Here is a 13,708-nt window from a genome sequence, read left to right on the forward strand (position 1 = left end):
GCCGGTAGCCTTGGCGGGTGCCCACTTCCCTCTCAGAGTTGCTCAACCGCCGTGTCCTGGTCGCCGATGGCGCCATGGGGACGATGCTGCAGTCCTTCGGGGACCTGACGCTCGAGGAGGATTTCCTCGGCCTCGAGGGCTGCAACGAGATCCTCAACGTGACGCGCCCCGACGTGGTCGCCGCAGTGCACCGCGCCTACTTCGCAGCCGGCTCGGATGCCGTGGAGACCAACACCTTCGGCACCAACCTCGCCGCGCTGGCCGAGTACGACATCGTCGGACGGCTTGAGGAGCTGGCCGAGGCCGCCTCGCGGATCGCGCGGGGGGTCGCCGACGAGTTCAGCACGGACGAACACCCCCGGTTCGTCCTCGGGTCCATCGGTCCGGGCACCAAGCTGCCCACGCTGGGCCACATCGCGTACGCAGACATCCGCGACGCCTACCAGCGGCAGGTCGAGGCCATGATCCGCGGCGGGATCGACGCGGTCCAGATCGAGACCTCGCAGGATCTGCTACAGGCGAAGGCCGCCGTCATCGCCTCCAAGCGTGCCCGCGAGGCCGCGGGCGTCGACCTGCCCATCCTCGTCAACGTCACAGTCGAGACCACCGGCACCATGCTGCTGGGATCCGAGATCGGGGCGGCGCTCACCACGCTCGAAGCGCTGGGCATCGACTGCATCGGCCTCAACTGCGCCACCGGCCCCGCCGAGATGAGCGAGCACCTCAGGCACCTGTCGCGTCGCGCCGGGATCGCGATCGGCGCCATGCCCAACGCGGGGCTGCCCGAACTCACGGCCGACGGTGCCCGCTACCCGCTGGGGCCCGTGGGGATGGCCGACGCGCTGGGCGCCTACGTGGCCGAGTACGGCCTGGCGGTCATCGGCGGCTGCTGTGGCACCACGCCGGAGCACATCCGGCTGCTCGCCGAGCGGTACGGCGGCCGCGACGTCGCCCCCCGCACGCCGCAGCCGGAGCGCGCCGCGTCATCGCTGTACATCGAGGTGCCCTTTCAGCAGGACGCCAGCTACCTCACCATCGGGGAGCGCACGAACGCGAACGGGTCCAAGGCGTTCCGCGAGGCGATGCTGGCGGAGAACTGGGACGAATGCGTCGAGATCGCCAAGGCGCAGGCCCGCGACGGCGCGCACGTCCTCGACCTCTGCGTCGACTACGTCGGCCGTGACGGCTCCCGCGACATGGCCCTGCTGGCGTCGCGGCTGTCGACCGCGGTCACCCTGCCCATCGTCCTGGACTCGACCGAACCGGAGGTGCTGCGCGCCGGACTCGAGCGGCTCGCCGGCCGCTCCATCATCAACTCCGTCAACTACGAGGACGGCGACGGGCCGGAGTCGCGGTTCGGGCGCATCATGCCGCTGGTGAAGGAGCACGGCGCCGCCGTCGTGGCGCTGACGATCGACGAGGAGGGCCAGGCCCGCACCGCCGAGTGGAAGGTGCGGGTGGCGTCGCGCCTCATCGACGACCTCGTCGGCAACTGGGGCATGGACGTCGGCGACATCCTCGTCGACTGTCTGACGTTCCCCATCGCCACCGGCCAGGAGGAGACGCGCCGCGACGGCCTGGAGACCATCGAGGCCATCGCCGAACTCAAGCGTCGCTATCCCGGGGTGCGCACCACGCTGGGTGTGAGCAACGTGTCGTTCGGCCTCAACCCCGCTGCCCGCATGGTGCTGAACTCGGTGTTCCTTCACGAGTGCGTCGCGGCCGGGCTCGACTCGGCCATCGTGCACAGCGCCAAGATCATCCCGATGGACCGGATCCCCGAGGAACAGCGCGAGGTCGCGCTGGACCTGGTGCACGACCGGCGCCGCGAGGGCTACGACCCGCTCACGCGGTTCCTCGAGCTGTTCGAGGGCGTCACGGCAGCCTCCGTGCGCGCGTCGCGGGCGGCGGAGCTGGCGGCGCTTCCGCTGGGGGAGCGCCTCCAGCGGCGCATCATCGACGGCGAGGGCAAGGGACTGACGGCCGACCTCGACGAGGCGCTGGAGACCAAGCCCGCCCTCGACATCATCAACGAGGACCTGCTGGCCGGCATGAAGGTCGTCGGCGAGCTGTTCGGATCGGGGCAGATGCAGCTGCCGTTCGTGCTGCAGTCCGCCGAGGTGATGAAACAGGCCGTCGCCCACCTCGAGCCGCACATGGACAAGGCCGACGTCGGCGCGGGCAAGGGCACGCTCGTCCTCGCGACCGTGCGCGGCGACGTGCACGACATCGGCAAGAACCTCGTCGACATCATCGTCAGCAACAACGGCTACACGGTGATCAACATCGGCATCAAGCAGCCGATCCAGGCCATCATCGACGCCGCCGAGCAGCACGGCGCCGACGCCATCGGCATGTCCGGGCTCCTGGTCAAGTCCACGCTCGTCATGAAGGACAACCTGGCCGAGCTCAACCGCCTGGGACTGGCGCAGAAGTACCCGGTGCTGCTGGGCGGCGCCGCGTTGACCAGGACCTTCGTCGAGCATGACCTCGGCGACATGTTCGACGGCGAGGTCCGCTACGCCAAGGACGCGTTCGAGGGCCTGGCCCTCATGGACGCCGTCATGGCCGTCAAGCAGGGCATTCCGGGCGCCACCCTCCCCGAGCCCCGCAAGCGCCGGCTGGCGAAGACGTCGCTGGTGGAGCTCGTGGAGCCCGAGCTGGGCGTCCGGTCCGACGTCGCCCGCGACGTGGACGTGCCGACACCCCCGTTCTGGGGCACCCGGGTGGTCAAGGGCATCGCGCTGGCCGATGTCGCGGCCTGGCTGGACCACCGCGCCACGTTCCTCGGCCAGTGGGGGCTCAAGCCGCTGCGCGGCGGCGCCACCTACGAGGAGCTGGTCGAGACGGAGGCCATGCCGCGGCTGCGGATGTGGCTGGATCGGATCAAGACCGACAACCTCGCCAATTTCGGGGTGGTCTACGGCTACTTCCCCGTCCACTCTGCGGGCGAGACCCTCATCGTCGGCGCACCGGAGGAGCCCACCCGCGAGGTGGCCCGGTTCACCTTCCCGCGCCAGCGCCGCGACCGCCGGCTGTGCCTGGCCGACTTCTTCCGCGACGAGGAGGAGGCCGCGCAGCACGGTCCCGACGTCCTCGCGATGCAGCTGGTCACCATGGGGTCCGCCGTCGCGCAGGAGACCCAGCGCCTGTTCGAGAACGACGCCTACCGCGACTACCTGGAGCTGCACGGCCTGTCGGTCCAGCTGACCGAGGCGCTGGCCGAGCTGTGGCACAGCCGGGTCCGGGAGGAGTTGGGCCTGGGCGGAGCCGACGGCGACGTCCTGGCGGCCATCCGCGATCAGGCCTACCGCGGCTCGCGCTACTCGTTCGGTTATCCCGCCTGCCCCGACCTGGCGGACCGGGCCACGCTCGTGCGCCTGCTGGACCCGTCGCGCATCGGGGTCGAGCTGAGCGAGGAGTTGCAGCTGCACCCGGAGCAGTCGACCGACGCCATCGTCGTCCACCACCCGGAGGCGAAGTACTTCAATGCCGGCTGAACCACGCGCCGTCCTGTGGGACTTCGACGGCACCCTGGTCGACACCGAGCCCCTCTGGGCCGCGACGGAACGGGTGATGCTCGCCGAGTACGGCGTCGAGTGGGGCGAGGACGAGATGCTGGCCTGCCACGGTCAGCACGCCCTGCTCACCGCGCAGATGATGGCGGACGACATGGGCATTCCCGATCGGGCCGCCGAGGTGTGGCGCGAGCTGCACGAGCGCATCGCCGGGCACATCCGTTCCAACGACCTGCCCTGGCTGCCGGGAGCCCGTGAGCTCATGGCGGAACTCGACGACGCGGGGGTGCCCTGCGCCATCGTGACGGCCAGCGACCGCATCATCCTCGACGCCGCGCGGGAACGCCTGCCGCGCAACCTCGAGGTCATCGTCACGGTCGACGAGGTCAGCCGCGCGAAGCCGCACCCGGAGGGCTACCTCACCGCGGCGCGCCGGCTGGGGGTCGATCCCCGGGACGCCGTCGCGCTCGAGGACTCGGTGCCGGGCACCACCGCCGCCCTGGCGGCGGGCGCCGTGGTCTACGCTGTCCCGACGATGGTGAGCCTCGACCCGCATCCGCGCATGCACGTGTCGGCCACCGGCCTATCGGCCACGAGCTGGGCGGACCTCACCGCGATCTGGCGCGAACTGAAGGAGAACTGACGTGAACCTCTCCGGGGTGAAGACGGGGCCGCTGCAGGCGGGCGAGCGCGTCACGCTCACCGACGGCAAGGGTCGACGCAAGTCCATCGTGCTCAAGGACGGGGGCGTGTGGCACACCACGAAGGGGGCGGTCAGCCACGACGACCTCATCGGCGGCCCCGAGGGCGTCACCGTCGTCTCCGCGGGTGGGCAGCAGTACCTCGCCTTCCGGCCCTTGATGAGCGAGTTCATGGTGTCCATGCCGCGCGACGCCGCGGTGATCTACCCCAAGGACGCCGCGCAGATCCTCATGTGGACCGACATCTTCCCCGGCGCCCGGGTGCTGGAGGCGGGGGTCGGTTCCGGCGCCCTGTCGCTGGCCTTGCTGCGCGCCATCGGGCCGGAGGGACGGCTGCACTCCTACGAGCGCCGCCAGCAGTTCGCCGACGTCGCCCGCGGCAACGTCGAGACGTTCCTCGGCGGGCCGCACCCGGCGTGGACGATCACCGTCGGCGACCTCGTCGACGCCATCGTCGACGAGCCCATCGACCGCGCCATCCTCGACATGCTCGCCCCCTGGGAGTGCATCGACGCCGTCGCCGAGCGGCTCGTGGCCGGGGGAGTGCTCACCTGCTACGTCGCCACCGCCACCCAGCTCGGACGGGTCGCGGATACACTGCGGGCGCACGGCGGCTTCACCGAACCCCACGCCACCGAGACCACCGTGCGCGACTGGCACGCGGAAGGTCTGGCCATCCGGCCCGGCCACGGCACGTCCGGACACACCGGCTTCCTCATCATCTCCCGGCGGCTCGCCCCGGGCCAGGCGGCGCCGATGCGAAAGCGGCGCCCCGCGCCGGGCGCCTACGGCCCGGACTACCGCGGACCCCGGCCCGCCAACATCCCCGCCGAGCTGGGCGGGCGGGGGAGCGACGATGCCGACGAGTGAGGCGCCGGCGGGGAGCGTGCGCCCGCAGCGGCGCGTCCTCATTCTCGGCGCGGGCCTCGTGGGCTCCTCGCTCGGCCTGGCGCTCACCCGCGCCGGCTACGACGTCATGCTGTGGGATATCGTCCCGTCGCACTCGCTGGTCGCCGCCGGGCTCGGCGCGGGGCGCATCTCGGACGAGGCCACCGACGACCCCGACATCGTCGTCGTGGCGACGCCGCCCGGTGTGATCCCCGACCTGGTGGCCGAGGTCCTGGGCAAGTTCCCGGGCGCCGTGATCACCGACGTCGGGTCGGTCAAGGCGCCCATCCTGGCCGCCGTCGCCAGGCTCGCGCCGGAGCATCGCCGCTACGTGGGATCACATCCCATGGCCGGCTCCCAGTTCACGGGTCCGCTGACGGCATCGGCGGACCTGTTTCGCGACCGCACCTGGGTGGTCACACCCGTCGACGGCAACACCGCCGCCGATGTCGCGGCCGTCGAGGGACTGGCCCGCGACGTCGGCGCCCGGGTCATCACGATGCCGCCGGACGAGCACGACGAGGCCGTGGCGCAGGTCAGCCACGTGCCGCACCTCATGAGCATCCTCACCGCCGGGCATCTGCGCGAGGTGCCGCTGGAGAACCTGCGCCTCGCCGGGCAGGGCATCCGCGACGTCACCCGCATCGCCGGCTCGGATCCCGGGCTGTGGCGCCAGATCCTCACCGCCAACGCCGACGCGGTCCGCCGCGAGCTGCGCGAGGTCTCCGACGACCTGGCGCACCTCATCGGGGTGCTGGACGACCCGGAGGGGCTCGAACGGTTCCTGGCGGTCGGGCAGGCCGGCGCGCACGCCCTGGTCGGCAAGCACGGCCACGACCCGCTGGACACCGTGCGCGTCACCGTCGAGATCCCCGACGAGCCCCGGGCCCTCGCGCGGCTGTTCACCGACATCGCCGAGGCCGGATTCAACGTCGAGGACTTCGACCTCACACACGACCCGGTGCGGGAGGTCGGCTACCTGTCGATCGCCGTCGAGCGCGACGTGGCTGAGCAGCTGCGCACCAACATCGTCGCCCGCGGCTGGACCGGCTGGGCGAGCAGGGGAGGACCGGAATGAGCACGCTCATCGCCATCGACGGACCGAGCGGGTCGGGGAAGTCCACGACCGCCAGGCTCCTGGCCCGGCGGCTCGGGCTGGGCTACCTGGACACCGGAGCGATGTACCGCGCCGCCACGTGCGAGTACCTGCGTCGCTTCCCCGACGGTGCCGGCGCCGAGGAGGCCGCAGACCTGGTGCGGTCGTGCCGGCTGGTCGTCGAGACGTCACCGGACGAGCCGCGGTTCCGCATCAACGACACCGACGTCACCGAGGAGATCCGCGAACCCCGGATCTCCGCCGCCGTGTCCGGGCTCGCGACGAACCTGGAGGTCCGCCGGCTGCTCACGGCACTCATGCGCGACATCATCGCGGCTCACTCCCGGGACATGGTCGTCGAGGGCCGCGACATCACGACGGTCGTCGCGCCCGACGCCGACGTGCGGGTGCTGCTGGTGGCCGATCCGCAGGCCCGGGTTGCGCGGCGGGCGGCCGAGGTGGCGGGCCGGGCGACCACGGAGGACGTCACCGATCAGGTCCTGCGCCGGGACCGGGACGACTCGACGGTGTCAAACTTCACGCAGGCCGCGGACGGGGTCACCGTCATCGACTCGACGTTCCTGAGCCCCGACGAGGTGGTGGACCGGATCGTCGCGCTCGTGCCGTCGCGGTAGCCCACGCGCGGCCCCGGTAGGATGGGCGTTCCGCCTGGACACCCAAGGAGCCCCAGTGACCGAGCTGCGCAAGCCGATCATCGCCGTCGTCGGCCGCCCGAACGTCGGTAAGTCGACACTCGTCAACCGCATCCTGGGCCGGCGGGAGGCTGTGGTGCAGGATACGCCGGGCGTGACCCGGGACCGGGTCTCGTACGACGCGAACTGGAACGGTCGCGAGTTCGTCCTCGTGGACACCGGAGGCTGGATGTCGGACGCCACCGGCATGGCCGCCCAGATCGCGGAGCAGGCCGAGCTGGCCATCTCGATGGCCGACGCGGTGCTCTTCGTCGTCGACGCGACGGTGGGCACGCTCGACGAGGACGAGGCCGTCGTGCGCGTGCTGCGCCGCTCGCAGAAGCCCGTGGTGCTGGCGGCCAACAAGGTCGACGACCAGCGCCACGAGGCGATGGCCGCCTCGATGTGGAATCTCGGGCTGGGGGAGCCCTATCCCGTCTCCGCGTTGCACGGCAGAGGCTCCGGCGATCTGCTCGACGCGATCCTCGATGCCCTGCCCGAGGCGCCGCGCGAGCACGAGGTCGAGGAGGCCGGGCCGCGCCGCGTCGCGATCGTCGGCAAGCCGAACGTGGGCAAGTCGTCGCTGCTCAACAAGCTCGCCGCCCAGCAGCGGGTCGTCGTGTCCGACGTGAGCGGCACCACCGTGGATCCCGTGGACGAGATCGTCGAGGTCGGTGGCCAGGTGTACCGGCTGATCGACACCGCTGGCATCCGCCGCCGCGTCAAGGAGGCCAGCGGCCACGAGTACTACGCGAGCCTCCGCACGCAGGCCGCCATCGAGCGGGCCGAGGTGTGCATCATGGTCGTGGACGCCTCTGAGCCCATCACGGACCAGGATCTGCGCATCCTCAGCTCCATCGAGGAGGCGGGGCGGGCGCTGGTCATCGCCTTCAACAAGTGGGACCTGACCGACGAGGAGCGCCGCAAGTACCTCGACCGCGAGATCGAGCGGGACCTGGTCGGCTACCGGTGGGCCCCGACGATCAACATCTCCGCCCTGACCGGCCGCAACGTCGACAAGCTGAGCAAGGCCATCGAGGAGGCGGCCGCCGGCTGGGAGACGCGGGTGTCCACCGGCAAGCTCAACGCCTTCCTGGGGCGCCTGGCCGCGGCACATCCGCACCCCGTGCGGGGAGGCAAGCAGCCGCGCATCCTCTTCGGCACCCAGGCACAGAACTGCCCGCCGACCTTCATCCTGTTCACCAGCGGCATGATGGACGAGACCTACAAGCGATTCGTCGAGCGCCGCCTCCGCGAGGACTTCGGCTTCGTCGGGTCGCCGGTGCATGTCGAGGTCCGCGCGCGGGAGAAGCGCAAGGACCGCGCCTGAGCCGTCACCTCCCCGATGTGCGCTCCGGCGCAGGACTCGCTAAGCTATCCGAGTTGCCGCAAGGCGACGGCGGGCTGTAGCGCAGCTTGGTAGCGCACTTGACTGGGGGTCAAGGGGTCGCAGGTTCAAATCCTGTCAGCCCGACGAGGTATCACGCCTTGTCACATCGTAGATCGCAGCGGGCACCACACCGTGAGTCGCAGATCCGATGACGCCGAAGGACACGCCAGGTCGTCCACCGTCCCGATCGAAAGGCGGCACGATGAGCGCGACTCCGCTCCCGACCTCCACGACGGAATCCGCGCACCCGCCACGCAGGACGTGGCTCGCCCGCCTGCTGCGCCAACGGACCCAGCCCGGCGAGCCCGAGGCCGAGTCGACGGCCGCCCCCGACCGGCTGCCCCTCGTGTCGCTCGCCACGCGGGTCGGGGCCATCGCCCTGGTCTCCGGGGCGTCGGCGTCTCAGGCCACCGAGATGATCCTGCGGCTCGGACTCGCCCACGGGGTCCGGTTCCAGGTCGACGTCACCTACACGGCGATCACCGTGGCGTGCACCGAGTCCGACGGCGGGGGAGTCCCGCTGAACCTCTTCCGCACCGTGCCGGCCCTCGACCGCGACTACGCCCGCCTCGCGCACCTCGAGTCGGTCGTCGACGCCGTCGCCCGCGGCGAGCAGTCGGTCGAGGAGGCCACCGAGGACCTGGTCCGGTGGCGCTCGCGCGGCATCGTGTATCGACGATGGGTGACGTCCGTGGTGGCCTTCGCCCAGGGTGCGAGCATCACCGCACTCCTCGGCGGCGTACCGCTGGAGATCGCCGTCGCGGGCCTGGCCACCCTGCTGGTGCACGAGGTGACCGCGTGGCTTGGGCGCACCAACGCGTCCTACTTCTACGCCCAGGTCGCGGCCGGGGCGATTCCGATGACCGTGGCCATTGTCCTGATGTACCTGCGGTCGCACGGCGTCACCGACCTGTGGGCGCTGTCGCCATCGCTCGTCGTGGCAGCCGGCATGGTCACGATGCTGGCGGGGCTGGGCGTCGTCGGGGCGGCCCAGGACGCCCTGGACGGCTACTACATCACCGCGGCCGCGCGCATCGTGGACCTGGTGATGCGCACCGGAGGGCTGATCCTGGGCGTCGTGGCGGTGCTCTGGCTGGGTGTCCGGATCGGGGTGCCCGCCTATCTGGTGCCCGAGTCGATCCCGCCGCATCACCCGACGGTGCAGGTGGTGGCGGCTGCCGTCTTCGCCACGGCCGTCGGTCTGTTCGGGCGGTTCGGGCCCCGTGGCGCCCTCATCGCAGGCCTGGGCGGAGCGCTGGGCTGGACCATGTACCTGCTGCTGCTTCCGCTGGTCGGCGGCGACTACGCCGTGGCGGCCGGTGGAGCAGCCGCCGTCGTGGCGGTGTTCGCCCACCCCGTCGGGCGCTGGATGCGTCTGCCTGCCATCGCCATCGTGACCGTCGGCATCGTGCCCCTGATGCCCGGACTCATCCTGTACCGAGGCCTGTTCCATCTCGTCGTGGGCATGCCGGCCGTGGAGCCGGGCGACACCGCGGGCGAGATGTTCCTCTTGGCCGCGGTGACGGGTGTCATGCTGGCGGTGGGCAGCTCCGTCGGCTCGACCCTCGGGCGGCACCTCGCGCAGCCGACGGAGCAGTTGGCCCGGCTTGCGCTGCGCGCGTCCCTGCGCCGAGGTCAGCAGGCGCGCACCTGACGCGACGAGGTCACTGATAGCGCTTGAGGATCTCCTTCATCTGCGCGATCTCCTTCTCCTGCGCTTCCACGATCTCCGTGCAGAGCTGCTCGATCTCCGGGTCGGTGATGGTGGCCTCCTGGCACACCAGGATGGCGCGCGAGTGGTGCGGGATCATCGAGGTGAGGAACCCTTCGTCGCCGACGCCGACCTCGCTGCGGCCCATGAAGAACGCCGCGAGGAAGACGGCGATGAAGCCGACCAGCAGGATGACGTTGAGCAAACGTGTTCTTCAGCGCCCCACAAAACCGCGACGGGCGGCCTCCAGTGGCCTGTCGTGATGTCGGACCCTGTCAGAGATGGGTGCCGGTGCCCGGTTGGTGGGCTGTCGATGCGGCCTGGACGAGCCGGATCGCGGAGGTCGGATCAGCGGTGCCTGGATCCGTGCCCGCCGCGACGGTGCCGCTGCCGCTCGCGGTGCGCCAGGACAGCCATCGCGCGAGCCATGACAGCAGCAGGTTGATGGTGAGGTAGATGACCAGGGTCACGACGAAGAGAGTGAACAGGTAGCGGTTGCCGAAGAAGCTGGCGAGGTTGTTCATGTTGCTGCGGATGATCTCGTTGTAGCCGACGATGTAGCCGAGCGAGGTGTCCTTGAGCAGGACCACGAGCTGCGCCACGATGATCGGCAGCATCTGTCGGAACGCCTGGGGGAACTCGACCAGCAGCTTCGACTGGAACTCGCGCATGCCCAGGCTGAGCGCCGCCTCGCGCTGCCCCCGAGGGAGGGCGGCCAGTCCTGCGCGCAGCGCCTCCCCGATCAGGGTGCCGTTGTACACGATGAGCGCGAGGACCACCGCCCAGAATGCGCCGGTGGAGGCCACCAGCAGGATGAAGAGCATCATTAGCAGGACCGGCATACCGCGGAAGAACTCGAGCAGGATGGCGGTCGGTATGCGGACCCACGGCAGCCGGGAGCTGCGCAGGAGGGACAACACGACGCCGAGAGCGACGGCACCGGCGGCCGCGACGGCCGCGGCCTGGAGCGTGGCCGCGACTCCGGTGCCGATGAAGCCCCACACCTGCGGGTCGGTGAGGATGTCCCACCGGGATGCGTCGAACATTCCCGGAAGGGTGATGCCGCCCGAGACCCGCGGCGCCGCGAGGATCCAGATGATCCAGGCCGCCCCGGCCGCGATCGCCGCGAGCGAGACCACTGAACCGATGAGGGAGGCGCGGCGGGCTCGGGGGCCCGGTGCGTCGAACAGGACGCTGGTGGCGCTCATCGCGACACCACCCAACGCTTCTCGAGCTGGACGGCGGCGAAGCCCAGCGGCACGGTAACCACCAAGTACAGAGCCGCCGCGACCAGGAGGAGGGGGAGGACGATGTTGCCGTTGTCGTTGACGAGTTGCCGGGTCGTCGCGAACAGCTCGACGACGAAGAACCCGCCCGCGACCGAGGTGTTCTTGGTGAGGGCGATGTACACGTTGATGAGCGGTGGGATCGTCATGCGGAACGCCTGCGGCAGCACGACCAGCGTCACGGTCTGGCCGAAGCCGAGGCCGATGCTCCGAGCGGCCTCGGCCTGGCCGACGGGCACGCCGTTGATCCCGGAACGCAACGCCTCCGCGACGAACGGCGAGGTGTAGTAGGTGAGCGCGACCAGCGCCAGCAGGAGGAACGGGGCCCGGACTCCCAGCATGGGCAGCACGAAGGCGGTGAAGAAGAACACGAGGGTGAGCGGCGTGTTGCGCGCGACCTCCGTCCAGATCGCCGCGAACCATCGCAGGACCGGGACAGGGGAGATCCGCAACGCGGTGATGACCGTGCCGAGGACGAGGGAGAGCCCGCCGGATACGGCCAACAGCAGCACCGTCATTCGCAGTCCCTCCCAGAACTCGGGCATGAGCGACCAGAGCTGCGTCATGGGTTCTCCTTCCGTGTGGGGGCGTGGGGGGGGGGGNCCGCCCCCCCCACGACGGGTCAGTAGCGATCCGGCGTGGGCGGCTCCACGAAGGGCAGGACGGTGCCCGCCGTCGAGTTCCATGCCTCTTCGTAGGTGCCGTCCGCGTAGCTCTTCTCCAGCACGTCGTTGATCCACATGCGGAAGTCCGTGTCGTCCAGGGCCAGCCCGATCCCGTAGGGCTCAGAGGTGAACGGCTCGCCGACCACCTTGAATTCCCCCTCGTTCTGGGCCGCGAGTCCCGCGAGGATCACGTTGTCGGTCGAAACCGCGACGACCGTGCCGTTGCGCAGCGGCTCCAGACAGTTGGAGTAGGTGTCGGTGAGCAGCGGCTCGGCGCCGATCTCCTCGAGCTTGGCGGCAGGCGTCGAGCCGGTCACCGAGCAGACGGGCTGTCCGACGAGGTCGGCCTCGCTCGTGATGTCCTCGTTATCGGCGAGGACGAGGATGGACTGGCCGGCCATGTAGTAGGGGCCCGCGAAGGAGACGACCTCCTTGCGCTTGTCGTTGATGGTGTAGGTCGCCACCACGATGTCGACCTGACCGTTCTCGATGAACGGTTCCCGGTTCGCGGACACCGTCTCGACCCACTTGATGTCCTCCTCGGCGATGCCGAGGTTCGACGCGATGAGCTTGCCGATCTCGACATCGAAGCCCTCCGGCACGCCGGACGGGCCCATGAGCCCGAACAACGGCTGGTCGAACTTGGTGCCGATCGTGATGGTGCCGGCCTCGCTCAACTCGGCCATGGTGGTGCCCTCGTCGAAGGTCACCTCGTCGCCGACCGGGGGGCTGCTCTCACTCGTCGTGGTGCCGGCGCACCCGGACAACGCGAATGCGCCCGCTGCGGCCAACGCCAGCACCGTTTTCCTCGTTCGTTGCATGCCTGCATTCCTTTCCTCGTGGGCGGTCGTCCGGGGTGGACGGCCGTCAAGGTCCGCCATCGGCGGGGTCAGTGGTGGAGGATCTTCGACAGGAAGTCCTTCGCCCGGTCGCTGCGGGGGTTGGTGAAGAACTCCTCGGGCGTGGCCTCCTCGACGATGGCGCCGTCCGCCATGAACAGAACCCGGTCGGCGGCCTTGCGGGCGAACCCCATCTCGTGGGTGACGACGACCATGGTCATGCCCTCCGCCGCCAGTCCGACCATCACATCGAGCACTTCGTTGATCATCTCGGGATCGAGCGCACTGGTGGGCTCGTCCAACAGGATAAGCTTCGGGTCCATCGCGAGCGAGCGTGCGATGGCGACCCGCTGCTGTTGCCCACCGGAGAGCTGGCTGGGCATCTTGCCGGCCTGGTCGGCCACCCCGACGCGCTCGAGCAACCGCATGGCCTTGTCCTCCGCGTCGTGCTTGGCCATCCCGCGCACCCGGATGGGTCCGAGCGTGACGTTTTCCAGCACCGTCTTGTGCGCGAAGAGGTTGAACGACTGGAAGACCATGCCCACGTCGGCTCTGAGCCGCGCCAGGTCCTTGCCCTCCTCGGGCAGAGGGCTTCCGTCGATCGTGATCGTGCCCGAGTCGATGGTCTCGAGTCGGTTGATGGCGCGGCACAGCGTCGACTTGCCGGACCCCGACGGGCCGATGACCACGACCACCTCCCCGCGGTGCACGACAGTGGTGATGTCGCGCAGGACATGCAGCTGGCCGAAATGCTTGTGGACGTGATCGACCACCACCAACGGGCGGCCAGACTCCACGGCGGGGCCCGTCGTGCGGCGTGAGGACGTCTCGGGTGTGTCCATGGGTGCACCCTACGAGCATGATGACGGCACCGGCATGGCTGGACGACCTGTTTACCAACCTGTTACAAGAAGGCAACCTC

General features: G+C 70.1%; 11 protein-coding genes, 1 tRNA gene and 1 pseudogene. 8 read left to right on the plus strand and 5 right to left on the minus strand.

Annotated elements, in window-relative coordinates:
- The first annotated feature begins 74 nt into the window (after positions 1–74).
- From metH to ACFQPD_RS03845, 8 genes and pseudogenes are all read left to right on the plus strand, one after another.
- Positions 75–3,500, plus strand: a complete 3,426-nt coding sequence (gene metH / locus ACFQPD_RS03810; protein ID WP_385898768.1) for a methionine synthase — start codon at positions 75–77, stop codon at positions 3,498–3,500.
- Entirely contained in the window at positions 3,490–4,161 is a 672-nt protein-coding gene (locus ACFQPD_RS03815) for an HAD family phosphatase (protein ID WP_068751388.1), read from the plus strand. The genes metH and ACFQPD_RS03815 overlap by 11 nt, the downstream gene beginning before the upstream one ends.
- A 16-nt stretch (positions 4,162–4,177) precedes the next feature.
- Positions 4,178–4,822, plus strand: a pseudogene (locus ACFQPD_RS03820) (tRNA (adenine-N1)-methyltransferase); the annotation flags it as partial.
- Complete coding sequence (locus ACFQPD_RS03825; protein WP_385898770.1) at positions 4,812–6,185, plus strand: prephenate dehydrogenase; 1,374 nt, start codon at positions 4,812–4,814, stop codon at positions 6,183–6,185. The pseudogene ACFQPD_RS03820 and the gene ACFQPD_RS03825, both read left to right, overlap by 11 nt.
- Positions 6,182–6,838, plus strand: a complete 657-nt coding sequence (gene cmk / locus ACFQPD_RS03830; RefSeq protein ID WP_385898618.1) for a (d)CMP kinase — start codon at positions 6,182–6,184, stop codon at positions 6,836–6,838. Before ACFQPD_RS03825 ends, cmk begins: the two co-directional genes overlap by 4 nt.
- A 34-nt stretch (positions 6,839–6,872) precedes the next feature.
- On the plus strand, positions 6,873–8,225 hold the full coding sequence (gene der / locus ACFQPD_RS03835) for a ribosome biogenesis GTPase Der (protein WP_385898773.1): 1,353 nt from the start codon (positions 6,873–6,875) through the stop codon (positions 8,223–8,225).
- Positions 8,226–8,295: 70 nt separating this feature from the next.
- Positions 8,296–8,369 (plus strand) — tRNA-Pro (locus tag ACFQPD_RS03840).
- Between the two features lie 118 nt (positions 8,370–8,487).
- Positions 8,488–9,939, plus strand: a complete 1,452-nt coding sequence (locus ACFQPD_RS03845; RefSeq protein ID WP_385898621.1) for a threonine/serine exporter ThrE family protein — start codon at positions 8,488–8,490, stop codon at positions 9,937–9,939.
- A gap of 10 nt (positions 9,940–9,949) precedes the next feature.
- Here the strand turns inward: ACFQPD_RS03845 and ACFQPD_RS03850 are convergent, their stop codons facing one another.
- From ACFQPD_RS03850 to ACFQPD_RS03870, 5 genes are all read right to left on the minus strand, one after another.
- Entirely contained in the window at positions 9,950–10,201 is a 252-nt protein-coding gene (locus tag ACFQPD_RS03850) for a DUF305 domain-containing protein (RefSeq protein ID WP_385898623.1), read from the minus strand.
- Positions 10,202–10,271: 70 nt separating this feature from the next.
- Positions 10,272–11,204: an amino acid ABC transporter permease gene (locus tag ACFQPD_RS03855; RefSeq protein ID WP_385898625.1), complete on the minus strand. Its 933-nt coding sequence runs from the start codon at positions 11,202–11,204 to the stop codon at positions 10,272–10,274.
- Positions 11,201–11,848, minus strand: a complete 648-nt coding sequence (locus ACFQPD_RS03860; RefSeq protein WP_385898627.1) for an amino acid ABC transporter permease — start codon at positions 11,846–11,848, stop codon at positions 11,201–11,203. The genes ACFQPD_RS03855 and ACFQPD_RS03860 overlap by 4 nt, the downstream gene beginning before the upstream one ends.
- A gap of 56 nt (positions 11,849–11,904) precedes the next feature.
- Positions 11,905–12,768 (minus strand): glutamate ABC transporter substrate-binding protein, encoded by an 864-nt coding sequence (locus tag ACFQPD_RS03865; protein ID WP_385898630.1) that lies wholly within the window; start codon positions 12,766–12,768, stop codon positions 11,905–11,907.
- Positions 12,769–12,836: 68 nt separating this feature from the next.
- The gene (locus ACFQPD_RS03870; RefSeq protein ID WP_385898632.1) at positions 12,837–13,628 is read right to left on the minus strand and encodes an amino acid ABC transporter ATP-binding protein; all 792 of its coding nucleotides are present in this window, start codon (positions 13,626–13,628) and stop codon (positions 12,837–12,839) included.
- Positions 13,629–13,708: the final 80 nt, after the last annotated feature.

The sequence above is a fragment of the Tessaracoccus sp. O5.2 genome (assembly GCF_964266725.1).
GTDB lineage: Bacteria > Actinomycetota > Actinomycetes > Propionibacteriales > Propionibacteriaceae > Arachnia > Arachnia lapidicapta.

Coding starts and splice junctions, on each gene's coding strand:
- ACFQPD_RS03870 (WP_385898632.1), bottom strand. CDS start 13,628: ATGGACACACCCGAGACGTCCTCACGCCGCACGACGGGCCCCGCCGTG.
- metH (WP_385898768.1), top strand. CDS start 75: ATGGGGACGATGCTGCAGTCCTTCGGGGACCTGACGCTCGAGGAGGAT.
- cmk (WP_385898618.1), top strand. CDS start 6,182: ATGAGCACGCTCATCGCCATCGACGGACCGAGCGGGTCGGGGAAGTCC.
- ACFQPD_RS03860 (WP_385898627.1), bottom strand. CDS start 11,848: ATGACGCAGCTCTGGTCGCTCATGCCCGAGTTCTGGGAGGGACTGCGA.
- ACFQPD_RS03855 (WP_385898625.1), bottom strand. CDS start 11,204: ATGAGCGCCACCAGCGTCCTGTTCGACGCACCGGGCCCCCGAGCCCGC.
- ACFQPD_RS03865 (WP_385898630.1), bottom strand. CDS start 12,768: ATGCAACGAACGAGGAAAACGGTGCTGGCGTTGGCCGCAGCGGGCGCA.
- ACFQPD_RS03845 (WP_385898621.1), top strand. CDS start 8,488: ATGAGCGCGACTCCGCTCCCGACCTCCACGACGGAATCCGCGCACCCG.
- ACFQPD_RS03815 (WP_068751388.1), top strand. CDS start 3,490: ATGCCGGCTGAACCACGCGCCGTCCTGTGGGACTTCGACGGCACCCTG.